Origin of the sequence: Silicimonas algicola, assembly GCF_003970735.1 — a bacterium.
GTDB classification, from domain to species: Bacteria; Pseudomonadota; Alphaproteobacteria; order Rhodobacterales; family Rhodobacteraceae; genus Silicimonas; species Silicimonas algicola.
In genome coordinates this window covers 1179274-1203662 of the sequence record NZ_CP034588.1, presented here as the reverse complement: position 1 = coordinate 1203662, position 24389 = coordinate 1179274, and the positions used below count along the sequence as shown (strand labels likewise).

Annotated in this window: 22 protein-coding genes and 1 pseudogene; 12 read left to right on the top strand and 11 right to left on the bottom strand. The window is 63.8% G+C overall.

Annotated elements, in window-relative coordinates; genetic code table 11:
* Window positions 1-143: 143 nt before the first annotated feature.
* From atzF to EF888_RS22165, 9 genes are read right to left on the bottom strand one after another with little or no spacing between them, the layout of a single operon-like run.
* Window positions 144-1943, bottom strand: coding sequence for an allophanate hydrolase (gene atzF / locus EF888_RS06020; protein ID WP_109761116.1), 1800 nt, complete (start codon window positions 1941-1943; stop codon window positions 144-146).
* Window positions 1940-2296, bottom strand: coding sequence for a cupin domain-containing protein (locus tag EF888_RS06015; protein WP_241239817.1), 357 nt, complete (start codon window positions 2294-2296; stop codon window positions 1940-1942). Before EF888_RS06015 ends, atzF begins: the two co-directional genes overlap by 4 nt.
* Complete coding sequence (locus tag EF888_RS06010; RefSeq protein WP_109761118.1) at window positions 2289-2954, bottom strand: cysteine hydrolase family protein; 666 nt, start codon at window positions 2952-2954, stop codon at window positions 2289-2291. The genes EF888_RS06015 and EF888_RS06010 overlap by 8 nt, the downstream gene beginning before the upstream one ends.
* Window positions 2954-4480 (bottom strand): ABC transporter ATP-binding protein, encoded by a 1527-nt coding sequence (locus EF888_RS06005; RefSeq protein ID WP_109761119.1) that lies wholly within the window; start codon window positions 4478-4480, stop codon window positions 2954-2956. The genes EF888_RS06010 and EF888_RS06005 overlap by 1 nt, the downstream gene beginning before the upstream one ends.
* A complete protein-coding gene (biuH, locus tag EF888_RS06000) occupies window positions 4477-5169 on the bottom strand; it encodes a biuret amidohydrolase (protein WP_109761120.1) in 693 nt (230 codons plus the stop codon). Before biuH ends, EF888_RS06005 begins: the two co-directional genes overlap by 4 nt.
* Window positions 5166-6182, bottom strand: a complete 1017-nt coding sequence (locus EF888_RS05995) for a formamidase (RefSeq protein ID WP_109761121.1) — start codon at window positions 6180-6182, stop codon at window positions 5166-5168. The genes biuH and EF888_RS05995 overlap by 4 nt, the downstream gene beginning before the upstream one ends.
* A gap of 9 nt (window positions 6183-6191) precedes the next feature.
* Window positions 6192-7115, bottom strand: coding sequence for an ABC transporter permease (locus tag EF888_RS05990; protein ID WP_206508445.1), 924 nt, complete (start codon window positions 7113-7115; stop codon window positions 6192-6194).
* On the bottom strand, window positions 7115-8230 hold the full coding sequence (locus EF888_RS05985) for an ABC transporter permease (protein ID WP_109761123.1): 1116 nt from the start codon (window positions 8228-8230) through the stop codon (window positions 7115-7117). Before EF888_RS05985 ends, EF888_RS05990 begins: the two co-directional genes overlap by 1 nt.
* A 28-nt stretch (window positions 8231-8258) precedes the next feature.
* Entirely contained in the window at window positions 8259-8978 is a 720-nt protein-coding gene (locus EF888_RS22165) for a BMP family ABC transporter substrate-binding protein (protein WP_241239816.1), read from the bottom strand.
* Window positions 8979-9541: 563 nt separating this feature from the next.
* Here EF888_RS22165 and EF888_RS05975 point away from each other — a divergent pair.
* Window positions 9542-10444, top strand: coding sequence for a LysR family transcriptional regulator (locus EF888_RS05975; RefSeq protein ID WP_109761124.1), 903 nt, complete (start codon window positions 9542-9544; stop codon window positions 10442-10444).
* 399 nt (window positions 10445-10843) lie between these two features.
* Here the strand turns inward: EF888_RS05975 and EF888_RS05970 are convergent, their stop codons facing one another.
* On the bottom strand, window positions 10844-11902 hold the full coding sequence (locus tag EF888_RS05970) for a LacI family DNA-binding transcriptional regulator (RefSeq protein WP_109761125.1): 1059 nt from the start codon (window positions 11900-11902) through the stop codon (window positions 10844-10846).
* Window positions 11903-12094: 192 nt separating this feature from the next.
* Between EF888_RS05970 and EF888_RS05965 the strand changes: the two genes are divergently transcribed.
* The 9 genes and pseudogenes from EF888_RS05965 to EF888_RS05925 all read left to right on the top strand — a co-directional run bounded on the left by EF888_RS05965 (window position 12095) and on the right by EF888_RS05925 (window position 19617).
* Window positions 12095-13414 carry an ABC transporter substrate-binding protein gene (locus tag EF888_RS05965; RefSeq protein WP_109761126.1) on the top strand — a complete coding sequence of 440 codons (1320 nt, stop codon included), beginning with the start codon at window positions 12095-12097 and terminating at the stop codon, window positions 13412-13414.
* 148 nt (window positions 13415-13562) lie between these two features.
* Window positions 13563-14510 (top strand): carbohydrate ABC transporter permease, encoded by a 948-nt coding sequence (locus EF888_RS05960; RefSeq protein WP_109761127.1) that lies wholly within the window; start codon window positions 13563-13565, stop codon window positions 14508-14510.
* Complete coding sequence (locus tag EF888_RS05955) at window positions 14507-15445, top strand: carbohydrate ABC transporter permease (RefSeq protein WP_109761128.1); 939 nt, start codon at window positions 14507-14509, stop codon at window positions 15443-15445. Before EF888_RS05960 ends, EF888_RS05955 begins: the two co-directional genes overlap by 4 nt.
* Window positions 15442-15630, top strand: coding sequence for a hypothetical protein (locus EF888_RS05950; protein ID WP_109761129.1), 189 nt, complete (start codon window positions 15442-15444; stop codon window positions 15628-15630). Before EF888_RS05955 ends, EF888_RS05950 begins: the two co-directional genes overlap by 4 nt.
* A 3-nt stretch (window positions 15631-15633) precedes the next feature.
* Window positions 15634-16731, top strand: a complete 1098-nt coding sequence (locus tag EF888_RS05945; protein WP_109761130.1) for an ABC transporter ATP-binding protein — start codon at window positions 15634-15636, stop codon at window positions 16729-16731.
* Window positions 16724-17482: pseudogene (locus EF888_RS05940) on the top strand (ABC transporter ATP-binding protein); the annotation flags it as partial. The gene EF888_RS05945 and the pseudogene EF888_RS05940, both read left to right, overlap by 8 nt.
* Window positions 17483-17856: 374 nt before the next feature.
* Window positions 17857-18189, top strand: coding sequence for a hypothetical protein (locus EF888_RS05935; RefSeq protein ID WP_109761131.1), 333 nt, complete (start codon window positions 17857-17859; stop codon window positions 18187-18189).
* 181 nt (window positions 18190-18370) lie between these two features.
* Window positions 18371-19015, top strand: coding sequence for a hypothetical protein (locus EF888_RS05930; protein WP_109761132.1), 645 nt, complete (start codon window positions 18371-18373; stop codon window positions 19013-19015).
* A 29-nt stretch (window positions 19016-19044) separates the two neighbouring features.
* Window positions 19045-19617: a hypothetical protein gene (locus EF888_RS05925; protein ID WP_126918505.1), complete on the top strand. Its 573-nt coding sequence runs from the start codon at window positions 19045-19047 to the stop codon at window positions 19615-19617.
* Window positions 19618-19775: 158 nt separating this feature from the next.
* Here EF888_RS05925 and EF888_RS05920 read toward each other — a convergent pair whose 3' ends face one another.
* On the bottom strand, window positions 19776-20225 hold the full coding sequence (locus tag EF888_RS05920; protein ID WP_126918504.1) for a hypothetical protein: 450 nt from the start codon (window positions 20223-20225) through the stop codon (window positions 19776-19778).
* A gap of 392 nt (window positions 20226-20617) precedes the next feature.
* Between EF888_RS05920 and EF888_RS05915 the strand changes: the two genes are divergently transcribed.
* Window positions 20618-22840, top strand: coding sequence for a penicillin acylase family protein (locus EF888_RS05915; protein ID WP_164721584.1), 2223 nt, complete (start codon window positions 20618-20620; stop codon window positions 22838-22840).
* A gap of 3 nt (window positions 22841-22843) precedes the next feature.
* Window positions 22844-24388: a GH3 family acyl-acid amido synthetase gene (locus EF888_RS05910; protein WP_109761136.1), complete on the top strand. Its 1545-nt coding sequence runs from the start codon at window positions 22844-22846 to the stop codon at window positions 24386-24388.
* The last annotated feature ends 1 nt before the right edge of the window (window position 24389 follow it).

The following is a 24389-nucleotide window of genomic DNA, read 5'->3' as shown; positions in this document are numbered from 1 at the left end:
ACCATACGGCCTCGATGATTGGCGCCAAGACTGGCCGCGCGGCCTATCAGCACCGAACCACTGGGTGGCCACATCGACCCCGGCGCAGCGACAGTCGCTCGAGCTTTCCAAGCAAGTGGAATTGTGACGGGTCTCTGCACGACCTAGCGGCTCGCAAGATAGGCCCGCCACCCACCGAAATGGGTGATGTCATCGGATGCCTCAGCCGCATGCGCCTCCATCAGGAACCCCTTGACACACCGGTCATCGGACAGCGTGACACTGCCTATCGACAGCGGTCCTGGGACGGAGGCAAGGAGCGGACCCAAGCCCCTCAAGGGAAGCGCCCAAAGCTCCAATGCGATTGTACTGCCGGACGCACTGCGCAGAAGTCCAGGCCGCTGCGGGGGGCCGCCCGGTAATGCGTACAGTCGATAGTCGGCCGCCGTCCTAGCACTCTCGAGGAACCATCCGCCGAGCTCGGTCAACATGTGGTTCAGCGGCAAGCCGGACATGTGAGCACCGACGACGGCGATGACGCATTCGTCGGGATCGGGACGCGGGTTGCCGAGGTCGCCCGGCCTCACCTGCAATTGGGTGGCGCCCAGCATGGGCAGGGCATCCTCGTGAAGCCCCTTCGCGACCGCAGCCGCGCGCGCGTCCTGCCCCGCACGCGCAAGCAGCGTGACACCGCTCGGACGGCCGTCCGCGCGAAGGCCTGTCGGGACTGCAATCCCGCATAGATCCATCAGGTTGACGAAGTTCGTGTACGTGCCAAGTCGCGAATTGGGCGTGACCGGGTCGGCTTCCAGGTCCGCCAGGGTGTAGAAGGTCGGGATGGTCGGCACGCAAAGCAGGTCGATCCCGGTCATCAACCCTTCGGCGCTGCGGCGAAGGTCGGCTAGCCGGTAGATGCCGCGAAACGCGTCCGCGGCGGACAGTCGGTTAGCCGCTCCGATGATCTGGCGGGTGACGGGATGGATCTCGTCGGGGCGCTCGCGCATGAACGTCTCGACCGCCGCCATGCGCTCGGCGACCCAGGCGCCCTCGTACAGCATCGCCGCCACGTCAAAGAAGGGCTTGAAGTCCAGCTCGACCAGCGTCGCTCCAAGATAGGAGAGCCGCGCGAGCGTGTCTGCGAAGGCCTGCTCCTGTACCGTGTCGCCAAAGAACTGGCGGGTCGCCGCGCTTGGCACGCCCACGCGCAGAGCGGATTCTGCGGCACCCATGCGCGGGGCGACGACACGCTTGGAATAGCCGTCCGCGTCGTCATAGCGCGCCGCCGCCGAGAAGACCCTCCAGGCGTCGGGGACGGTCAGCGCGAAGATTGAGATCGTATCGAGTGTACGACAGGCCGGGACGACGCCCGTTGCCGACAGCGCTCCGAGCGTGGGCTTCAGACCGACGATATTATTCAGCGCCGCCGGCACCCGGCCCGATCCGGCCGTATCGGTGCCAAGAGCGAACGACACGAGGCCGCGGGCCACCGCGACGGCCGAGCCCGATGACGAACCGCCGGGGACGATTGCAGGATCGAGGGCGTTCTTCGGGACCGGATAAGGCGTCCTGACCCCGACAAGCCCTGTCGCAAACTGGTCCAGGTTCGTCTTGCCGACGGGGATCGCCCCGGCCTTTCGCAGCAGGTTCACGACAAAGGAATCCGCCTCGGCGGTGTACGCGAAGGCCGGACAGGCCGCCGTCGTCGGCACTCCGGCAAGGTCAATGTTGTCCTTGATCGCGAATGGAAGTCCCCAGAGGGGAAATCGTTCGGGGTCGAACGGCGGCAAGGCGTGGGCCTCGGCAAGGACGTCCTCCTTCCGGCGGAGGTGGATGAAGATGCCCGGGTCGTTCGCAAGCGCTATCCGTCGATAGGCTTCCTCGACCGCATCGGCCGCCGAGTACCCTGAGGCAAACGCGGCCTGCAGCGACGCAAAGTCGAAGGATGTGTCTGCGAGGACCGTCATCGCTCTTCCTCGAGAATGCGGACCGGCCGCTCCCATTCGATCATCAGGACACAGCCTTCGTCCGACCAGACCGAATGGACGCTGCCCTCGGGGTTCAGGACGACGGAACCGGCCGCATAGGTCCCGCTCTCGTCGCACTGGCTGCCTTCCAGCACGAAGATCGTCTCGAGGCCGGTGTGGAGATGGCGGGGCACCCGGGCTCCCGGCGCATAGCGAAGCAGGGCCACACCTGGATCAGACCGGCGAATCCAGCAGATCTCGACACCGTCGCGGAATGGCTGAAAGTCGGCATCCTGCCACGCACCCTTCAAAAGACCGGCGATGTGAACCTGCTTCTCTACTCCCTTATCCACGAAGCGCCGCCTCGATCTGCCAGGTGGTCGCGGTCCAGCCGACGATAGCCCCCTGGGCGCGGATCATCTCGAGCGTCGCCGCCTTGAACTCGGGGAAGTAGCTTTCGGTCGCGTCTTCGGCGAGCAGACACTCGTACCCCCGGTCGTTCGCCTCACGCATGGTGGTCTGCACACAGACCTCGGTCGTGACGCCCGCAAGGACCAACGTCCGCGTGCCCAACCGCGCCAGACGGTCGCCGAGGTCGGTGGCATAGAAGGCGCCCTTGCCAGGCTTGTCGATCACGATTTCTCCCTCGGCGGGTGCCAGTTCCGGCACGATGTCCGCGCCCGGCTCACCGGCGATGAGGACGCGGCCCATCGGACCCACATCGCCGATGCGCAGCGCGGGGGACCCACGGCCCCGTTTCGCCGGTGGGCAGTCGGAAAGGTCCGGCGCGTGACACTCGCGGGTATGAATGACCGGAATCTCCGCCGCGCGCGCCGCAGCGATGAGCCGTGCGGTCGCGGGCACGATCGCCTGGAGCAGCCGCACGTCGTTGCCGAGCGAAGCGCCGAAGCCACCCTCCTCGATGAAGTCGCGCTGCATGTCGATCACCATGAGCACCGTGGTTTCCGGATCGAAAACAAGCGGGAACGGGAGTGCGTCGATCTCCGCCATCAGTGATGCCCGGCCATGCGCTGACCGATTTCGCCGATGGCCACTTCTCCGACCGGCCGGTCATAAGAGATGGCTCCCTCGGACATCACGAGTACCCGGTCGGCGAGCTCCATGATCTCGTCCAGGTCCTCCGAGATCAGCAGCACCGCGGCGCCGCCGTTCCTGGCGGACATGATGCGCGCCCGAATCTCGGCCACGGCGGTGAAGTCCAGGCCGAAGCACGGGTTGGCCACGATCAGCAGATCGACCGCGCCAGTCAGCTCCCGGGCAAGCACCGCGCGCTGCACGTTCCCGCCCGAAAGCGAGGAGATCGGGCTATCGAGCGATGCGGTCTTGACGCGGAACGCCTCGACAAGTTCCCCGGCCCGCCGTCGCATGTCCCCTGGTTTCAGCCAGAAGCGGCTGCCAGAGCCGTTGAGGTCGAAGGTTCTGAACCCGATGTTCTCGACGACGCTCATCCTGGGAGCGCAGGCATTGTGAAGCGGTTCCTCCGGCAGGTATCTCACGCCGAGGACACGGGCTTCGGAACGTGTCGCCTCGAAGGGCGCGCCCTTCACTTCGATGGAACCGGCGTAATGCGGGCGCTGGCCGGTCAGGAGCTCCATCAGTTCGACCTGCCCGTTGCCCGATATTCCGGCGAGACCGACGATCTCGCCGCCTCGCACTTCGAGCCGCTCCAACGCGATCTCCTTCAGTCCCGAGCGATCCTTCGCGCGCACGCCCATCGCAGAGAGAATGATTGGGCCAGGAATGCCTGCACGTGGCGCAGGCTCGGCGAGCTTGGCGTCCCCCATCATCATCCGCGCCATCTCCGCCCGAGACAGGTCGGCCACCGGCCCCTGCCCGACCAGCTTGCCGCGACGGAGTACCGTGACCTCGTCAGCATAGGCTTCGACTTCTCGAAACTTGTGAGAGATCATGAGGACGGTAATCGCTCCCGCCTCGCAAAGGCCCCGGACGTGACCCAGGACCTCGTCGGCCTCGTCGGGTGTCAGGACGGACGTCGGCTCGTCGAGTATGAGAAACCGGCGACCGAGATAAAGTTGCTTCAGGATCTCGAGCTTCTGCTTCTCGCCAGCGGCGAGCGCGCGAACCGGACGGTCGAGCGGGACCCGGAAGGGCATCCGCGTCATGAAGTCTTCGAGCCGGGCGCTTTCCTTTCGCCAGTCGATGACGGCCGGCGCATCCTCGCGGCTGATCACGAGATTCTCGGCGGCGGTCAATGACGGGACCAGCGTGAAATGCTGGTAAACCATGCCCAGGCCGAGGGCATGCGCGGCCCGAGGGTCGGGAACCTTCGCTTCGTGTCCGTCGATCAGCATCTCGCCCGAGGTCGCATGGTAGAAGCCCATGATGCACTTCACCAGGGTCGACTTGCCTGCGCCGTTCTCGCCGAGAAGCGCATGGAAGCTGCCCGGCTCGATCCGGACGGAAACGTCGTCGAGCGCCGTGAAGGCACCGAAGCGCATCGTCATGTGCAGCGTCTCGACGCCGATCGCGCCCTTGGTACTGGAAACGGACTTCATGGCAGCCCCTCAATGAGGTCTCTGGAGTTCGACACGGCGCCGAAGACCCCGCCCTGCATCTTCACCATGTGAATGGCGGCGGCATGGTTGCCGGGATCCGTTGCGCCGCAGCAGTCCTCGAGGATCAGGCATTCGAAGCCCCGGTCGTTGGCCTCCCGCATCGTCGTCGAGACGCAGACATCGGTCGTGATGCCGGCCAGAATGATATTCTCGATGCCCTTCGTGCGCAGGATCAGTTCCAGGTCGGTCGCGCAGAACGAGCCCTTGCCGGGCTTGTCGATAATGCTTTCCCCTGGCACAGGGTAAAGCTCCTCGATGATGTCCCAGCCTGCCTCGCCCCGGATCAGGATCCTTCCGCAGGGTCCCGGATCGCCAATGCCCGCCCCGATGCGCTGCGACCGCCAGCGCTTGTTCCGCGGCAGGTCGGACAGGTCGGGCCGATGCCCCTCGCGTGTATGGATGATGTGATAGCCCTTCGCCCGCATCACGCCGAGGACCGCCTTGATGGGACCGATCGGGGCGCGCGTCAGCGACAGGTCGTAGCCCATGGCGTCGACATAGCCACCCTCGCCGCAGAAGTCGGTTTGCATGTCGATTATGATGAGCGTCGTGTTCTCCGGCCTCAGATCCCCGTTGTAGGGCCATGGATAAGGCTCGGATGCGACCGTAATCTGGAGCTGATCCTTCATTCCGCAGCCTCCCGCCGCCTTTCGCCGAAGCGCCTTGTCGGCGCGTCGAAGCCCTCGCCCGTGCCGTCGGTGACCTTCACCTCGCCTTCCCAGGGCAGCCGGTATCGTCCGGCGGCGAGGTCGGTCATGTAGGTGTAGGGGCAGTCGCTCGCGCCGCCCTGAACGGCGACGAAGCCCCGGTGGCCGAGCTGGTAGATATTGTTCTCGACACCCCAGTTGGCGCGGGCCTCGCGGACGAGGTCGGGCCTGACTTCCGCGGTGATGATTTCGTCCGGCCGGCCCGAGGTCCCGTGGGCAACGACGGTGCCGTCGAAGTTGCACACCATGGCTTCGCCCATCGAGTCGAATGTTCCGTCCGACCCGCACATGCAGACGCTCGCGGTCACCATCAGATTGCAGAAGGCATTCGACTGGTTGGTGAAGCGCCAGCTGTGGCGGATCGGAGCGGTGTAACCGGCCGTGCGCAGCATGATCTCGGCTCCCCGGTAGGCCGCCTCGCGGGCCATCTCGGGAAACATGCCGTCATGACAGATAATGAGCGCAATCTTCGCGCCTTTCGGACCCTCGATCACCGGGACACCGAGATCGCCCGGTTCCCACGGTTCGACCGGCACCCAGGGGTGAAGCTTGCGGTAGTAGAGTTTCAGCTCGCCCTCGTCGTCAATGATCAGACCCGAGTTGAAAGGGTTGCCGCCCGGGTTCTTCTCCATGATCGAGAAGCAGCCCCAGATGCGGTTTGCAGCGCAGGCGTCCTTGAATGCGGCGACCTCGGGGCCCTCGAGGCTGCACATGAGCTCGGCCGATGTATCCATCGAAAGGCCGTGCAGCGCGTACTCGGGGAAGACGACCAAATCCATCGTGGGCATGCTGCGCCGGGCCTTGCCGACCATCGCCACGATCCGCTCGGTCTGCGCCGCCAGGTCGGCGGGAGTCCTGACAACCGGAAGCTGAAGCTGCACCAGCCCGATCACCAGACCGTTGGGAGACTTGTTGAGACCGCCGAGACCGCTCATGCTCTTCTCCTATTTTGTGATGCTAAGTTCGCCGGGAGCGCCCGTGATCGCCTGCGACTTCGACGAAATCGCGATCAGGACAAAAAGCGTGAGGACATAGGGCGCCGCGTAGTAGAGATAGTAGCCCTCCGAGACACCGACCGACTGCAAGGCGGGACCGAGCGCGCCCGCGCCGCCAAAGAGAAGCGAGGCGCCGAAGCAGGCGATCGGGTTCCAGCGTGCGAAGATGACCAGCGCCACCGCCATCAGACCTTGTCCGGACGAGATACCTTCGTTCCAGCTTCCAGGGTAATAGAGCGAGAGATAGGCGCCGCCGATCCCTGCGAAGGCGCCGCCCGCCGCCGTCGCGAAGGTGCGGACGACGGATGGCCTCAGCCCCATCGCGCGCGCGGCGTCGGTTGAATCCCCGACGACGCGGATCACAAGACCGACGCGGGTGGCGCGGAACATCCACCAGAGCGCAAATGCGAGAGCGATGCCAAGGATAAATAGTACGTTGATCCGCAAGGCAGCCTGAACCTGCGGAAGGTCAGACCACCAGCCGAGCGGGAACGACGGAAGGTCCGGCGCGACCGGTTGGATGTAGGGCTTGCCAAAGAAGTAGGCGAGGCCCATGCCGAGCAGCATCATCGCGATCCCGATGGCAATGTCGTTGACCTTGGGGATCGAGCAGAGAACTCCGTGGACCAGGCCGAAGATGGCGCCGGCGAAGGCCGCGGCCAGGACTCCGGCCCAGGGCGAGCCGGTCTGGTAGGCGACGGCATAACCCGACATGGCGCCGAAGACGAGCGTGCCTTCCAGACCGAGGTTGATCCGCCCCGACCGCTCGGTCAGCACTTCACCGAGCGACACGAAGAGGAACGGGGTCGACACTCGGATCGCACCGCCGACAATCGCGATGGGTATCGCCCAAAGGCCGAGGTCGTTCTCCATCAGCCCGCCCTCCAGCGTTCCGGCGCGAAGATCTTGAACCGGCCGTAAAGCGACTCGGACAGCAGGATCGCCACGAAGACGAAACCCTGGAGCACCAGGACGGTGGCGTCCGGCAGGTCCATTCGCCGCTGGATCAGGCCGGACGACGCCTCGAAGCCCGCGAGCAGGATCGCTACGGGTATGATGGCCAGCGGATTCTGCCGCGCGAGAAAGGCGATCAGGATCCCCGTGTAGCCGTATCCCGCCGCCAACGAGGCGTTGGCCGAGCCGTGGACCGCCGTCACTTCAAACATGCCCGCGAGACCCGCGAAGGCTCCGCCCAGGGCGGTGAAGCTGATGATGAGCCGGCCGACCGGCAGTCCCTGCACCTCGGCCGCGCGCACGTTGCCACCGGCGATCCGCGCCGCGAACCCCCAGGTCGTGCGGTCGATCAAGAGCCACGATAGAATGCAGACTACGACACCCACTGCAAGCCCCCAATGCACATCCCAACCGGGGATGTTCCCTACCCGTAGGTGTTCGGCCAAGGGGGCCGTCGACGGCTTGTTGAGACTCGCCGGATCGCGGAACGGCCCCTCAACCAAGTGGTTCATCAGCGCAATAGCGATGTAGGCCGTGAGCAGGCTGGCGATGGTCTCGTTGACGCCGCGCGCGTACCGCAACCAGCCAATCGCCCCGATCCAGACCGCTCCTACGAAGGACGCGGCCAATCCCAGAACGGGGATGGCGATGGCGCCTGGCCAGGATGCCAGGGCAGCGGCAAGCGCACCCGCCGCGACGCCGCCCAGCACGATCGCACCCTCGCCTCCGATGACGACAAGCCCCAGCTTCGCCGGCAAAGCCACGCACAGCGCGGCGAACAGAAGCGGTCCGGTACGTGACAGGGTGTTCTGCCAGGAAAAGGAAGACCCATACGCGGCCTGAAAGACCAGGCCATAGAAGTCTGCCGGAGACTTTCCAACCAGCATCAGGAACACACCGAACACCGCAAGTCCCGCAAGGAGCGCCAGGACGGGGATGACTACGGCCTCGGACCGCCGTGCAAGCCAGGCGAGCCAACCCTCGGACGAGAACCGCTCGCGGGTGCCGATATCTACTGGATCGGCGATGGTCATGCCCCTTGCCCTGCCTCCTGCGATGCCGTCACGACGTCGCGCCGACCACGCCCTCGACCAGATAATCCATGCTTTCCAGCGCGATGTCGGTTTCGAGGAGGGAGGCTCCGTCGCCAAGGATCGTGTTCCCTTTGTTATCGAGGAGCGGACCCTTGTAGGCCGCGAAGCCGCCCTTCATCATGTCGGCCATCGTTGCCTCGAACTGATTTCTGGCGGTGTCGCTGACCGCGGGCCCGAGGGGGGACATCTTGATGTAGCCCTCGGCCAGACCACCCCGGTCAAAGTTCGAGATCGTGCCCCCGTCGAGCATCGTCTGCACCATGCGGGTGTAAACGCCCGGCCAGTTCCATTCGGCGCCAGTCAGATACCTTTCGGGAGCAAGGGGTGTCTGATTGGCGTGGTACCCGCAGACGAAACAGTCGCGACCGGCGGCGGTTTCCATCACCACCTTGGGCCCGTCCACGTGGCAGGTAATGACGTCGCATCCGGCATCGGCGAGCGCGTTCGTGGCTTCGGCCTCTTTCACGGCCAGCGACCATTCACCCGTGAAGATGACCTGACACGTGATCGCGGGATCGACCTGGCGGGCGCCGAGAAGGTACGAGTTGATGTTCTGCAGCACCTGCGGGATCGGTTTGGCGGCCACGAAGCCCAGCTTCCTGGTCGTCGACATGTGTCCGGCGACGATGCCGTTCAGGTACTGGCCAAGGCCGATGTAGCCGAAGTACGAGCCGACGTTGGTCGGCATCCCTTCGGACCAAAGTCCCGCGGCGTGTTCGAAGCCGCACCTCGGGGTACTTCGGGGCGACGGCCAGGACATGAGGGTCGAAGTAGCCGAAAGAGGTCGGAAAAATGAGCGACGCGCCGTCGAAGTTGATCATGGACTCCATCGACTTCTGCACGTCCACGGTTTCGGCGACATTCTCCTCTTCGACGACCGTCACGCCTTCCATCGCCTTGACGGCGGCCGCTCCCTCGGCGTGGGCCTGGTTGTAACCGAAGTCGTCCCTCGGGCCGACGTAGATGAAGCCGACGGTCATGGTGCCTTGGGCCCTGGCGGTCCTTGGAATGGCGCCAAGTGTTGTTGCTCCCAGAAGTGCAGCACCGCCCCTCAGGACGCCGCGTCGGGAAAACGTATTCATGGTCATGTCTGGATGTCTCCGGTCGAAGTCTTCGAGCTAGGCGCGGCTTTTCTTGCAGCGGTGACCCACCTGCTCCCGCGACAACAAAAGAGGGGAAAAGTGCTGCTGTCTTCTGCTAACATTGCACTGTACCGCTGCAAGAAATGCATCGGACTCGAGGAAGTGTCCCATGTCGAGCAGGCACCTGATGCCGCTGCAGTACGTCGATGCCATCGCCAGGGCCGGCTCGATCCGGAAGGCGGCGGAAACCCTCGCGATCACATCGACCGCCCTGAACCGCCGTCTCCTAACGCTCGAGAACGAGCTTGGAGTGGACATCTTCGAGCGGTTGCCGAGAGGCGTCCGGCTGTCGACGGCGGGCGAACTCCTGATTGCCCACATCCGAGGTCAGTTGTCGGACTTCGAGAAGTTGAAAAGTCAGATCGCCGACTTGTCCGGTGAAAGGCGAGGGCACGTGTCGATCGCGTGCAGTCAGGCGCTGCTGCCGTACTTTCTGCCCGAGCAGATCTCGCGCTATCGCCGCGACCACCCCGCCGTGACCTTCGGCGTCAGCCTCCGCGACCGCGCCGCGGCCGAACAGTCGCTGGTCGAAATGAACACGGACATCGCCATCGTCTTCGAACCTGTGCGGCTGCGGGAGATCCAGGTCCTCATCACAACCCGACAGCCGCTGCACGCCGTGATGGCAAAGGATCACCCTCTCGCGGGACGCGAGACCATTCGCCTCCGAGACTGTGCCGCATTCCCAATCGGCCTCCCGACCGCGCAATACGGCGTGCGGCACCTGATCGACTTGGCGATGTTGCGGTCGTCCGTCGACCTGCACATCGCGGTGGAATCGGACAGCTTCGAATTCCTGCGCCACTATCCCAGCCGGGAACGACTGATCTCGTTCCAGATCCCCGTGGGTTTGCCGGTTGCCGGAACCGGGGAATCCATCGTTTCGCGAAAGGTCGACACCCGCGATGTTCCGGAAGGCCTGCTTTATCTCTGCCAGTTGAAAGGACGGACACTGCCCGTCGCAGCGGCGAAGTTCGCGGCGCAGGTCGAGGCCGTTCTGGAGCACTCCTAAATGGCGACGCGAGGCGAAGGACCTTTGTACGTGACAGTAAGAATTTGCGACAAACGAAAGTCGAGCAACCAAAGAAACAAGGCATTCGAACCTGACACAGCTTTAACCTGTCGTGATACAATGTAGGAAGAACTCGACTTCAGAAGGTTTGTACCTGCCCTAGCCTCGGCCGATGACGAACCACAGCACTACCCGAAACTTTGAAGATTTTCTTAATGAGCGTGGTGTCGACGTTCGCCTCAGATGATCTGTTGCCGATGAAGCCCGTTCGGTCCGACGTTTGCTTCTAGAGGTTCATGGCAGCCACTCCCTGCGGGTTCCCTTTGGTCTGACCGCACTCATCGCTGCTAGCCGCTGGCCGGCGAAAAAGAGATGTCTCAGGTGGATTGTGAAGAGTTGTTACAGGTTCGTTTGGAGCAACACCTCGATACGTATCCTTTCCTGGGAATTCAACGTGGTGAGGTTGTCGGTCATGGCGCGTAGCCGGCGAATTGCGCTTCGGACAAGATGGCCCGGATCCTGCGTTATGACCGCATCGAGCAGTCCGGACGTGAGAGCTGCCGACGTAAATGGGGTTCGTTCGTGAGCTATGGCAACGACAGGCTCGACAAAGCGCGCAGCCTCCAAAACCTCGCCCGGTATCCGGGCTTCCGAGGCCAGGATGTAGACTCCGACGATCTCTGGATTTCGGTCGATGGCAGCTCTCACGACACGTTGCGCGCGTTCTGCGGAACCGTAGGTCTCGATCGTGGGTAGCGGTGTCAGATTGTGAAACTGGTTATTCATCACCTCGTCAAATCCAAGGCGTCGTTCAAGGCTGTCGCGCGATTGCATGCTCTCAGCCACGACGAGGATCTTGCCTTGCGCCGCATGGATGAATCGGCCCAGCAGAGTGCCGGCCGTGCAACCGGCGGCGCGGTTGTCGATCCCGACCCAGTTGCCGCCGGACAGCGCCTGATTGGAAATGAATGGCAAAGCGCAGACGCCACGCTCACGCAGCCTCGTGATCGCGTCGCGCACTTGCGGCGTTTCGGGTGCCATGATCGCCACGCCGTCGACGTCCTGCGAAGATAGACTGGACAGATATCCAGCGATCCGATGTGGGTCATGCTCTTCGATCTGGTGCACGTTCGCGCGGATCATCTCGGACGTGTAGAGGGTGTTGGCTTCGGCGATGTGACGGTGGATCTCCTCCAGAAACTGGTCGCCTGACCGGGGCAGGACGAACAGGAACCGGTAGCTTTTGCCCTTCGCGAGGTTTGCCGCCGAGAGGTTGCGGACGAAGCCCAGGTCCCTGATCGCAGCATTGACCTTCTTGACCGTGTCGGGTCTCACGCCGTCGCGCCCATTGAGAACGCGATCGACTGTCGCGCGGCTTACTCCGGCCACACGGGCCAGATCCTTCGTTGTCGGTCGCAGAATGCCCAAAAGGTCGGCAGGTTCAGATTTTTCATCCATAAATCAAATCCTTACGGACTCTCAAGTCGCACCCTTCCAGTGTGAAGCCGCGTCATCATGAACGTTATACATGCATTTGAGGCACGTGCATCAGAGAATTGTTGCTTTGAGGCACGTGCCTCATTTATGAATATTTCATCGTTGAGTCGCGAAGTCACGGCGACGGTGGCGATGTCCAGGGAGGATGAATCGATGAAAAAACAATTCATGGCCACTGTCGCAACCGGCGCATTTCTGGCTGCCGGAGCCACGTCGGCGCAGGCCGAAGATCTGACGCTGTGCTGGGCCGCATGGGATCCGGCAAACGCGCTGGTCGAACTCAGCAAGGACTTCGAAGAGAAGTCCGGTCACAAGATGAGCTTCGAGTTCGTGCCTTGGCCCAACTTCGCCGATCGGATGCTCAACGAGCTGAACTCGGGCGGGCAACTTTGCGACCTGATGATCGGCGACAGCCAGTGGATCGGCGGCGGCGCCGAGAGCGGCCACTACGTGAAGCTCAACGATTTCTTCGACGCCGAAGACATCACGATGGACGACTTCATCCCCGCCACGGTCACCGGCTATTCCGAGTGGCCCAAGGGCACGCCGAACTATTGGGCGCTTCCGGCGTTCGGCGATGTGGTGGGCTGGACCTATCGCAAGGACTGGTTCGAGCGGCCTGAACTGCAGGCCGAATTCAAGGAAAAGTACGGTCGTGACCTGGGCGTGCCGGCAACGCTGGCAGAGCTGAAGGACATCGCTGAATTTTTCGAGGGGCGCGACATCGACGGCAACACCGTCTATGGCGCTGCGATCTACACCGAGCGGGGCTCGGAAGGCATCACCATGGGGGTGACCAACGCGCTCTACAACTACGGCTTCCTCTACGAGAATCCCGAGAAGCCTTACGAGATGGAAGGGTTCGTCAACTCGCCGGGAGCCGTCGAGGGGCTGGAATTCTACAAGGCGCTCTACGACGTCGGCCCCCCTCCGGGATCTTCCAACTGGTACATGGGCGAGAACATCGACGCCTACAAATCAGGCCAAGTCGCTCTGCAGATGAACTTTGCGTTCATCTGGCCCGGCGTCGAGGCCGACCCGAACGTGGGCGGCGGCAAGTCCGGCTACTTCCCCAATCCGGCCGGCCCCGCGGGGCAGTTCGCCCAGCTCGGCGGACAGGGGATTTCGGTGGTGGCCTATTCGTCCAAGCAGGATGCGGCGCTTGAGTACATCAAGTGGTTCGCCCAGCCCGAGATTCAGGCGCGCTGGTGGGAGCTTGGCGGCTATTCCGCGCTGAAGGCGGTGGTCGAGGATCCGGGCTTTGCCTCGAGCCAACCCTATGCGCAGACCTTCCTCGATAGCATGGCCATCGTGAAGGATTTCTGGGCCGAGCCTGCCTATGCGGACCTGCTGCTCGCGATGCAGGAGAAGATCCACGACTACGTGATCGCCGGCAACGGCACCGCGCAAGAGGCCCTCGACGGCCTGGTCGAGGAATGGACCGTGATCTTCGAGGACGAAGGCAAGCTTTGACGCTCTGCCCGGACCGGGCGCAGGTGCGTCCGGTCCTTCTTCCTCGACAGGGACGCGACGCGCATCTCGGCCTTTGCAGGATCAGCCAATACGGATGATCATTCCGGTGCGGACCGCACCGCTGTAATCATCGTCAAGGACACTTCCTATGACCGACGCTTCGATGGACAAGATCGCGCGTGCCACCCCCGCGCCGATGGCCAGACGCATCCGCGGACTCTCGGACCGCACCATCGCCTGGATCTTCGTCGCCCCGTCGATCTTCCTGCTGCTGGCGGTCAACATCTTTCCGCTGATCTGGACGATCAGGCTCAGCTTCACCGACTACCGGGTGAACCGTCCGAACCGCGAGGCAGAGTGGGTGGGCCTGGAGAATTACCAGCGAATCCTGAGCGATAGCGGCATCTGGAGCACGATGCAGGCCACCGCGCATTTCCTGATCTGGACCATCGTTCTGCAGGTGCTGATCGGCTTCGCCCTGGCCTACCTGATCAACATGAAATTTCGCGGCAACGATCTGTGGACCACCATAATCGTGCTGCCGATGATGCTGAGCCCGGCTGTGGTGGGCAATTTCTGGACGTTTCTCTACCAGCCGCAGATCGGCCTTTTCAACTACGTCATCGCCTTCTTCACCGGTGCCGACCCTGCCTCCTTCTCGATGATTGGCGACGTGAACCTGGCACCTTGGGCCATCATCATTGCCGACACCTGGATGTGGACGCCCTTTGTCATGCTGATCTGTCTCGCCGGCCTGCGCTCGATCCCGGACAGCATCTACGAGGCTGCCGAGTGCGACCGGGCCAGCAAGTGGCGGCAGTTCTGGACGCTGACGATCCCCATGGCCCTGCCCTTCCTGATGCTGGCAGTCCTGTTCCGGGGCATCGAGAACTTCAAGATGTTCGACCTCGTGGTGCAGCTCACAGGCGGGGGACCCGGCAACACCACCACGCTCACGTCGATCGACCTCAAGCGCGAGGCCTTCGAGCGATGGCGCACCGGCTATTCGTCGGCCTACGCCGTGATCCTCTTTGTCACCGTGTTTGGCCTCGCCTCCATTTACGTGAAAGCGCTGACGAAGGTTAAAGAACGATGAGCTTCTCCGTCACCAGCCCGAGCCCCGCCGCCAAGTGGTTGGCCGGAATCCTGGTGATCGGCTATGCGATCATCACCATACTGCCCCTGGTCTGGATCATCGCCACCGGTTTCAAATCACCCGCCGACGCAATCGCATACCCGCCCAAGCTTGTGTTCGAGCCAAGCCTCGAAGGCTACGTCAACCTTTTCACCACCCGTACCCGCGTCACAGAGAACGACTTTGCCGCCCTGCCCCCGGCGTCGAGCTGGTACGAGCAGATCGTGCGCGACCAGGGCATGGTCATCGCTGGGCCCTCACGCTACGGCGAACGCTACCTGAACTCGATCATCATCGGCTTCGGCTCGACGGCCCTGTGCATGGTGCTCGGCACCGCGGCGGCCTATGCCTTCTCCCGGTTCCGGGTACCGCTGAAGGACGATCTGCTTTTCTTCATCCTATCCACACGGATGATGCCGCCTATCGCCGTCGCCATCCCGATCTTCCTGATGTTCCGAGAGATTGGCCTGAACGATACGCACCTGGGCATGATCCTGCTCTACACGGCGGTGAACCTGTCGCTTTCGGTGTGGCTGCTGAAGGGCTTCATCGACGAGATCCCGGTGGAATACGAAGAGGCGGCACTGATCGACGGCTACACCCGCTTTCAGGCCTTCATCAAGGTGGTGCTGCCCCAGGCCGCCACCGGCATCGCCTCGACAGCGATCTTCTGCCTGATATTCGCCTGGAACGAGTACGCCTTCGCGGTGCTGCTCACCTCGGGCGCCGCCCAGACAGCGCCGCCCTTCATTCCGACAATCATCGGGGTGGGCGGCAAAGACTGGCCCGCCGTGGCGGCGGGTGCGACGATCTTCCTCGTGCCCGTCATGGTCTTCACCATCCTGTTGCGCAAACACCTGCTGCGCGGGATCACCTTCGGAGCGGTGCGCAAATGAACGGCTTTCTCAAGGAACTCCTGCGACTGCGCCGAGGTGCCTGGGAGATGGTGGCCAGCACCCTGATCGCCCTGGGGGTCATCATGCTGATGCAGCCATTCGTAATGGAGCTGTTCACCTACTCCTTCATCGTCACCCTCATCGGCACGGTGATGTTCGTCATCGTCAGCCACTTCGCGGAGTAGCCTATGGCGCAGATCCGGATTGAGAACCTGCGCAAGGACTTCGGTTCCTTCAACGCCGTGAAGGCCTCGACCTTCACCGTCGAGGACGGCGAGTTCTTCATGCTGCTCGGCCCCTCTGGCTGTGGCAAGACGACGACGTTGCGGATGATGGCGGGCCTGGAACTGCCGACCAGTGGAGAAATCTATATCGACGGCGAGGAAGTGGGCATGAAGCGCGCAAGCCAACGCGATATTGCCTTCGTTTTCCAGATGTTCGCCCTCTACCCTCATATGAACGTGGGCAAGAACATCAGCTATCCGCTCTTAAGCCAGGGAATGTCGCGGGCGGACGCCAGGCGCAAGGTAGCGGAAGTTGCGAAGATCCTCGGGATCGAGGGGCTGCTGGACCGCCCGGTCGGAGGGCTCTCGGGCGGAGACCGTCAGCGCGTGGCGCTGGGGCGGGCAATCGTGCGCAGCCCAAAGGCCTTCCTGATGGACGAACCGCTGGGCGCGCTCGACGCCGAATTTCGAGAGCACATGTCCGAAGAGTTGCGCGCCCTGCATGACCGGATGGGCGCGACGACCGTTTACGTGACCCACGACCAGCTGGAAGCCATGCAGATGGGCGACAAGATCGTGGTCATGAACCACGGCGTCGTGGAGCAGTTCGGCGTGCCGCAGCAGATCTACGATTGGCCCGCCACCCGCTTTGTCGCCGCCTTCATCGGCTCGCCGCCGATGAACTTCCTCGATTTCGACGGCGCCGTGACCGCGGGTGACACCGAACTGACGATTGGCGAGACACGCATTGACGTGCCGCGCCAGCTCGAGGCCGCCATGGGAGCGCTCACGCTGGGGGTCCGACCCGAGCATCTGCACCTCAGCGACGAGGCTCCCTATCGCGGCGAGATCGTTGCTGCGGAATACCTCGGAACCACCCAGATCGTCACGCTCGACACCGCCTTCGGAAGGGTCAAGGCGCGCATCCCGTCCCACGAGGTTGTCCGCACCGGCACGCATACCGGCCTCGCATTCGATGCCCGTACGCTGACGGTGTTTGACGGCGTCACGGGGCGCGCCCTGGTTTCGGAAGCGAACCATGAGGTGCTGGTCCATGGCTGAAGTTGCCCTGAGCAAGGTATCCAGGAGCTTCGGCGAGAACGTCGCACTGGACGACGTGACGCTGACCGTGCCCGATGGCGCCTTCGTCGTGTTGCTTGGCCCCACTGGCGCGGGCAAGACGACAACGCTGCGCATGGTCTCGGGGCTCGACGTACCGGACCAGGGGCGCATCTCGATCGGCGGGCGCGACATGACGGGCCTGACCCCCGCGCAACGCGATGTGGCGATGGTGTTCCAGCAGTACTCCCTCTACCCGCATCTGACCGTGCGCGAGAACCTCGAGTTTCCGCTGAAGTCGCCTGTGTTGCGCACGCAGCGAGCCGAGATCGACCGCAAGGTCGGCGAGGTAGCCGAGGTGCTCCAGATCTCCCACAAGCTCGACAACAAATCGACCGCACTTTCGGGTGGGGAAATGCAACGGGTGTCGATCGGGCGGGCGCTGGTGCGTGATCCTTCGGTCTATCTGATGGACGAACCGCTGAGTTCGCTGGACGCCAAGCTGCGGGCCGATCTGCGGGTGGAGCTGAAGAACATTCAAGCCATGTCGGGCGCCACGCTGCTCTATGTCACCCACGACCAGACCGAGGCGATGACGATGGCCACCCATGTCGGCGTGCTCGACCGGGGTCGGTTGGTGCAGTTCGGCACACCGCGCGAGATTTACGAGGATCCGGTGAGCATCTACGCCGCCAGTCGCCTCGGATCGCCGCGGATAAACCTGCTGCCGGTCGACGTCTTCGGGCATGCGCCACCACTCCCTTAATGATTTGCCCGAGAGCGCTCGTGTGCTTCCCGCGAAGGCGGCGACGTTCGACGGTGCCGTGCGCAGCCTTTCGTTTTCCTCCCTCCACTTCCCGCATGCGGCCAACCCGACCTTCGCTCCCGATAAGCGGTGGATCGAACGGCTTGCTGTCACTCATCGGATATTCAACGCCCCGTATCTGACGGAGCGAGGCGGGAAAATTGGCGGACACCTCCCCAGACCGAAACAGCGGTCCATTCCTCATTGGCACAGTTTCTTCTCGTGCACGTCGAAACAGACGGCCGAGCGGTCACGCCATCTCACCTCGATCACCAAACCACACATCGAAAGGACGGCCGCCTGAAACGGCCGATTTGATCCGCATGCGTAAGACAAAGCGTCCCTCCCGTCCCAAGCCAACCCTGCAATCTATGGCCATGGAACATGCCGTCGCCGCCTTTCAAGCCATCGTTCAGATTGCCGAAAACAGCCTTGACGACTCGGTACGTCTAAAGGCGTCCCAAGCGATCGTAGATCGCGCATACGGTAGACCGCCCCAACTCGATCCGAAGGATTTCGTAAAGAAGGAAGATAGGCTGGCTGCAATTATTGCACACGCGATGGACGCAGGTTCCAGGCTTCAGGTTTCATACAAAGGTCGGCGCAAACCCCGCCCCATTATCGATGACGATATCGATGAAGATGTCGAACCCTAGTCCCGGTCTCGAGGGCGACGCGATCCTTGATCCGCTGCCCCCGCTCCACGCAAGACCGAATGGCAAAGAAAGAGCGACAGCCAACGGGGACAGGTGTGTTTTCAGAGAGCATCGGAGGAGCGGCCTTCACCGGTCTTCCATCACGACAGCAAGATTGATCGCAAAAAAAGGAGCAGCAAACGTGCCCAGATCGCCGTCTCTTCCCGCCCGCATCGTCGTCAGGAGCTTCCCGGACCTCGTGCCTCCCCGTGATCCTCTCCTGGGTGAAGATCCGGAGTTTTTCGCAATCTTCCGCTCCGGCCTCGCCCAGGCTCTGGCGCCGGCCACGTCGTACGAGGATCTGGTTGCCGAGAACCTCATCGCCATCGAATTCGAGCTCGTTCAACATCGCCGCCTCCGCGATGTGGCGCTTGGTCAGAACATCCGGGACGCGATTATCGAAGCTGTCGTCAATCGCGAACGCGATGACCATGACTCGGAACTAGACGCACATCACGACGCCTGGATCGCCGAGGGTCACAGTGCGCACGCCTGGAAGGAGCCGCACGAATTCGACCCCGCGGCGGCCCGTGCCGCCGGCACGGACCTCGCCGATCGCGTCACGTCCCTCGACCGCAGCGTGCGCGACAAAGCCCTCACCCAGATCACCGAGCTCGGAATGACGCCCATGGAGCTTCTGGGCGAAGCCCACCGCAGGTTCGGGAATAGGGTCGCGTACCATGAGGAGAAGATCGTCGAGCTCGAAGCCCGGCGGCGGGCGGTGAAGCGCGACTACGACGCGTTGCAGGCTGCGCGCCCCGTCGAAGCGGAGGTCATCGACGCGTGAGCGCCGAGGCAATCCTACGGCGAAACCGGATGAACGCCAGCTCGAGCACGGGTCCACGGACGGCCGAAGGCAAGCGTATCGTCGCCGGGAACGCGCGGCGTCACGGCGCGACTTCGGCGACGGACCCCGAAGTGACCGAGCGCGTGCTCCGGATCATCCTCGATGCGCCGGAACCGACGCTCGGTGACGCCATGTTTGGGGAGCGGAGGATGCAGGTGGCGCTCCGGCTTGCCGCTGCCGAAGCGCGCGCGCTTCAGACTGAGACCGCTGCGAGACGGACGCCGATCGAAGCTCCGGAGTGCACGGCCCAGGACACTCTACTGCGTTGTCTCCTCGAAGTGCCGTCCGACACTCCCGGGCTCCGCGGGATCGCCACCGAGGTCCTTGAAGGCGCTCTTCAGGAGCAGGCTGCGAGGCGGACAGCCTTCGAGCGTGAGAAGCGCCTGGCACGGCGGTATGTGAGCGAGGCGCGGGCCGAGCTCCGAAAGGCGCGCGCGGCCTGGATCGAGCATCTTGTCGAGGAGCGGGCGCCCTGCCCTGCAGAGACGGCGAAGAGCGATTTCCCGAAACAAACCAAGAATTCAACTATAAGTAGATCTTAGATGACCGTGAAACACTCGTGCCGCTGACAGCATCCGTTGTCCGTTCAAAACGGCGGATGTCGCGTCCCGCCCCGTACCCCCCGGATTATCGCCTGGGGTCGAATGCCGTGCCGCGCCTACCCGGACAGTCGCGCTGATTGGAGGCGGCGCCTAGGGGGTCAGGACAACACCGTCGTCCGCCGTAGATCAGCGGTACCATTCCGACTTTTTCCCACGCCTGCAGTTGTGGGCGTTTCGGCCGGACTCTCCAGCGCGAGAGGGGCCAAAACAGGCTCGAACACCGGTTCCGGCAGCACAACGCTCCATGTCTCACGCCTGAGGTACCCATGGTATTCCTCCGCGGAATCCTCACGGACCCGCATCGAGATCGCGTGGACGCTGCCATGCAGGAAGTTCGCCCCGGCCGGCGGCGCAAATTTCTTCGCCAGACAAAACACGGCCGTGCCCTGGCGGTCCGTCAACAGCCATCGATCACCCCGCAGAACCAGCAGCAATGCATCCTCCGTCCTAAGACGCTCAATGCCGCCAAGGGACGCGTTCGCGTCGTGCAGGCGTCCGGCAAAGCTGAGGTCGACATCGGACGGATCGAGCGTCCGGTAGAGTTTCAAGGGGGTGGGGTCAGACGCACCTTGCTGTGACCTCCGCGGCAGCAGCTTAGGCTCCAATGATGACGCAGCGCATCCCGTTCCGGCACTTCAAGACCAGCGCCAAGGTTATCCGCTGGCGTTGATAACGCACGACCGATGCCCGCCCTCGCCGCGGACGTCGCGGACCTGCTGCACGGAGGCGTCAGCCCGGAACTCCATTCGCGGGTCCGGGTGAGCAGTCATTCCGGATGAAGGCTCAATCTGCCGCCTGGCGATGGGTGATCTTGTACCCGAGCGTTTCTGCAAGACCGCTCTCAATGCCCTCTGACAAAGGTCACGGGCTCGCCCGAAGCGGAACACATCGCCGACCGCAGGCATTACCCATCACAATGGAGCACGCACGATGCAGTGAGATGCCAGGGCGGTTTGCGGTGGCGCGGGACGGCGTCCGGCTCGGGCTTGGGTTGTGGGTCCGCGCGATGCGGGCGGGACGTCTCCCGCAGATCAGCGTCGGTGAGCGACTGGCGATGGTGGCGGTCGCAGACGCTCCCGTGCAGCGGCCGGTCCGGATAGCCTGGAGCGACCGGCAGATCCCCTTTATAGACGCTGAATGCGACGGCGATCTCGCAGTGGCGCTCGGTGTCGTTCATGCGCACCTGCGGATGGCGCAGATCGAAATGATGCGCAGGATCGCGACCGGACGCCTTGCCGAGGTACTTGGCGCGCCTGCGGCTGGGTTAGATCATGCGCTTCGGACTATCGGTTTCGTGGAGGCTGGCCGGACATGTCTCGCGGCGATGTCGCCAGAGGGGCGCGACTGGGTGGAACGGTTTCTCTCCGGGCTCAACCACCAAATTGCGTCGCAAACGGCCATACCGCGCGATCTGGCCCTGATCGATGCGCCGCCAAAACCATGGAGGCTTGAGGAGTTGATGGCGGTGATGCGTCTTGCCTCGACCGATTTCACCTGGAAGGTCTGGCTGCGGCTGATCAAGCTGCGCGGTCGTCCGGACTGGCCGACGTCATGGGCGCGGCTGATCGGCAGCGACGCGCTGCCTGAGCCGAGCCTTGGCGGGCTCGGTGCGGTGTTCGACCGGTTCGGGCGACCGGGCAGCAACGCCTATGCTCTGGCAGGCGCGCGCACGGCGTCGGGCAAGCCGCTGATGGGAGGAGATCCGCATCTCGGAATCCAGTTGCCGAACCTGTGGATCGCGGTTGGCCTGCGCTCGCCCAGCTATCATGCCGTCGGGCTGATGGTGCCTGCGGTTCCGATGCTTGCGCCCGGGCGTAACCGTCACATCGCGTGGGGCGGAACCAACCTTCACGCCGCGAGCAGCGAGCTTGTCCGCCTCAAGGGCCGGACCGACGCAGCGGTCCGGGCTCGACGCGATCAGATAGGGGTGCGCTGGGGCCGGACGCGGGACGTGGAGGTGCGCGAGAGCGCCTTCGGTCCGGTGATCTCCGACGTCGACCTCCTGGGGATCGACGAACCGCTGGCCCTGCACTGGATGGGGCGCCGGCCTAGCGACGAGGTGACGGCGCTGCTGGACGTGGCGGGGGCGCGGGACTGGGACAGCTTCAGGGCGGCGCTAAGCAGCTACGCCGTCCCGGGGCTGACGCTGGTTTATGCTGACGCCGCCGGCCGGATCGGTCGGGTGACGGCGGCGACACTTCCGCGGCGGCCCCCGACGCCACCCGTCGATATTGTCTCCGAGGCCGACGCACTCGACCATTGGCGCGAGACTGTGGGCCCCGACGCGCTGCCGCAGGCGGTTGATCCGCCGGAGGGGGTCATCGCCTCGGCCAACGACGAGCCGCCACCCGGCGCAATCGTCATCGGCCGGTTTTTCTCGCCGCCGGACCGCGTCGCGCGGCTGCGTCAGCTGCTTGGCGCGGCTGAGGGGGCAGACGTGCCCTTCTTGGCCCGACTGCAACTCGATGTGGCGGCGCATTCGGCCTTGCAGGTTCGCGACCGGTTGGCACCTCACCTCCCGCCGAAGCCGTCGGTCTCGGCGGCTGTGGCAGACTGGGACGGGCGTTACGATGAGAACTCCGCCGGGGCTCTTGGGTTCGAACTGATCGCAGGCAACATCGTTCAGCGGCTACCGATGCCGGCCACACGCGCCATCTATGCCGCAAGCTGGCATGCCTTGGGGCTGCTCGACCGGGAGCTTGCACGGCTGGCGCCGGAAGCGCTGAGCGGGATCGTGGTCGCCGCCACCCGCCGAAGCGAGTGGCTGTTCCGCTACTACAAGACCTGGGGAGCCATCCATCGTCTTCGGCTGGGGCACCCGCTGATGCGTCTGCCGCTGGTCGGCCGTCGCTACCGCGTCGGGGACTTTCCCGTCGGCGGCAGCAACGAGACCCTTATGAAGTCGCGCCACGGCTTCGTGCGTGGCCGCCACAGCGTCGGCTTCGGGGCGCAGGCGCGGCACATATTCGACCTGTCCGACATGGACGCCAATCATCTCGTCCTGCTCGGCGGGCAGGATGGCTGGCTTGGATCGACCACATTCGCTGACCATCTGCCATTATGGCGCAAAGGAGAATTGATCCGCGTTCCGATGCGGGCCGAGACGGTGCGGGCCGAGCATCCGCACGTCACGGTGCTGACGCCACCGACGCAGAGGGCCTGAGCAATGCTGGACGCAACTCCGCTGCTGCGCACGTATACCCGGACCCGTCTCCGCCGGCTGGCACGGTTGGATCCGGTCGCGACCCAACGCCGGGTGCTGGCGGGGCTGCTTGCCCGCGCACGCGAGTGCCGGTTCGGGCTCGAGCATGGTTTCGGCAGCATCGCGTCGGTGGAGGAATACCAGGCGCGTGTTCCGTTGCGCCAATACGAGAATTTCTGGGAGGGCTATTGGAAAGCCGATTTCCCGAACATCGGCGGACAGACCTGGCAGGGGCCGATCCCCTACCTCGCAGCAAGTTCGGGAACCTCGACCGGGCGAACCAAGTACCTGCCCGTCGGCAAGGCAATGGCCCGCTCAAACCGCGCCGCCGGCGTCGATCTGATGGCGCATCATCTGGAGCATTGTCCCGCGAGCCGGGTGCTGGGCGGCAAGAACTTCATGCTGGGCGGGACCGTTGATCTGAGTCAGCTTGCGCCCGGCGTCTTCTGTGGAGACCTGACCGGGATCGCCCGACGGGAGGCGCCGCTCTGGGCGGAGCCGTTCATCTTTCCCCCGATGTCATTGGCACGCGAGGCCGACTGGGAGCGCAAGATGGAGAGCCTGGGTCGCGCCTCGCTTGGCGAGCCGATCCGCACGGTCGCGGGGACGCCTAATTGGCTTCTCTTGTTTTTTGAGCGGCTTGCCGAACTGACCGGCAAGCGTCGGCTGGCGGAAATATATCCCGAGCTCGACCTTATCGTGCACGGCGGAATGAGCTTTGCGCCCTACCGCCGCATTTTCGCCGACTGGTTGGAGGGCAGTCGCGCCGAGCTGCGCGAGGTATATCCGGCGAGCGAGGGTTTCATCGCACTTGCCGACCGTGGTCCGGGCGAAGGCCTGCGCATGCTGATCGACAACGGCCTGTTCTTCGAGTTCGTGCCTGTCGAAACGCTGAACGAGCCTGCGCCGGAACGCCACTGGGTCGGCACTGCCGAACTCGGGCGGGAATATGCGCTGGTCGTGTCGAGCAACGCGGGGCTTTGGTCCTATCTTCTCGGCGATACAGTGCGGCTCATCGACCTAAATCCGCCGCGCCTGCTTGTGACCGGCCGCACGTCCAGCTTTCTGTCTGCCTTCGGAGAACATCTGACCGGCGAGGAAATCGAGGATGCGGTGGTCGGGGCGGCCGAGGCGCAAGATGCGCAGGTGCGCGACTACGCGGTGGGAGCGATCTATCCGGATCGCACCGAAAGCCGCGGTCGCCACCTGTTCGTGATCGAGTTCGAGCCCGGTCAGATGCCCGACGCGGCGGCCGTCGCAACCGGCCTCGACCAGCGGCTTTCCGCGGCGAACGAAGACTACGAGGCCCACCGCCACGGCGACATCGGAATGGGTCCGCCCGAGGTGCTGGTTGTACTGCCCGGCACCTTCGCGGAATGGATGCGCCGCCGCGGCAAGCTTGGCGGGCAGAACAAGGTGCCGCGCGTCATTCTCGATGCCGATCTGCTCGCCGGATTGCAGATCCTGGCCCGTGACCGCCTTCTCGGCGGAGGACCGAATGGAGCGTAAC

Excerpts from the sequence above, each read along its gene's own strand:
- atzF (WP_109761116.1), bottom strand. The coding sequence starts at position 1,943 with ATGACGGTCCTCGCAGACACATCCTTCGACTTTGCGTCGCTGCAGGCC.
- EF888_RS06010 (WP_109761118.1), bottom strand. The coding sequence starts at position 2,954 with ATGGCGGAGATCGACGCACTCCCGTTCCCGCTTGTTTTCGATCCGGAA.
- EF888_RS06005 (WP_109761119.1), bottom strand. The coding sequence starts at position 4,480 with ATGAAGTCCGTTTCCAGTACCAAGGGCGCGATCGGCGTCGAGACGCTG.
- biuH (WP_109761120.1), bottom strand. The coding sequence starts at position 5,169 with ATGAAGGATCAGCTCCAGATTACGGTCGCATCCGAGCCTTATCCATGG.
- EF888_RS05995 (WP_109761121.1), bottom strand. The coding sequence starts at position 6,182 with ATGAGCGGTCTCGGCGGTCTCAACAAGTCTCCCAACGGTCTGGTGATC.
- EF888_RS05990 (WP_206508445.1), bottom strand. The coding sequence starts at position 7,115 with ATGGAGAACGACCTCGGCCTTTGGGCGATACCCATCGCGATTGTCGGC.
- EF888_RS05985 (WP_109761123.1), bottom strand. The coding sequence starts at position 8,230 with ATGACCATCGCCGATCCAGTAGATATCGGCACCCGCGAGCGGTTCTCG.
- EF888_RS22165 (WP_241239816.1), bottom strand. The coding sequence starts at position 8,978 with ATGCCGACCAACGTCGGCTCGTACTTCGGCTACATCGGCCTTGGCCAG.
- EF888_RS05975 (WP_109761124.1), top strand. The coding sequence starts at position 9,542 with ATGTCGAGCAGGCACCTGATGCCGCTGCAGTACGTCGATGCCATCGCC.
- EF888_RS05970 (WP_109761125.1), bottom strand. The coding sequence starts at position 11,902 with ATGGATGAAAAATCTGAACCTGCCGACCTTTTGGGCATTCTGCGACCG.
- EF888_RS05965 (WP_109761126.1), top strand. The coding sequence starts at position 12,095 with ATGAAAAAACAATTCATGGCCACTGTCGCAACCGGCGCATTTCTGGCT.
- EF888_RS05960 (WP_109761127.1), top strand. The coding sequence starts at position 13,563 with ATGACCGACGCTTCGATGGACAAGATCGCGCGTGCCACCCCCGCGCCG.
- EF888_RS05955 (WP_109761128.1), top strand. The coding sequence starts at position 14,507 with ATGAGCTTCTCCGTCACCAGCCCGAGCCCCGCCGCCAAGTGGTTGGCC.
- EF888_RS05950 (WP_109761129.1), top strand. The coding sequence starts at position 15,442 with ATGAACGGCTTTCTCAAGGAACTCCTGCGACTGCGCCGAGGTGCCTGG.
- EF888_RS05945 (WP_109761130.1), top strand. The coding sequence starts at position 15,634 with ATGGCGCAGATCCGGATTGAGAACCTGCGCAAGGACTTCGGTTCCTTC.
- EF888_RS05935 (WP_109761131.1), top strand. The coding sequence starts at position 17,857 with ATGCGTAAGACAAAGCGTCCCTCCCGTCCCAAGCCAACCCTGCAATCT.
- EF888_RS05925 (WP_126918505.1), top strand. The coding sequence starts at position 19,045 with ATGAACGCCAGCTCGAGCACGGGTCCACGGACGGCCGAAGGCAAGCGT.
- EF888_RS05915 (WP_164721584.1), top strand. The coding sequence starts at position 20,618 with ATGCCAGGGCGGTTTGCGGTGGCGCGGGACGGCGTCCGGCTCGGGCTT.
- EF888_RS05910 (WP_109761136.1), top strand. The coding sequence starts at position 22,844 with ATGCTGGACGCAACTCCGCTGCTGCGCACGTATACCCGGACCCGTCTC.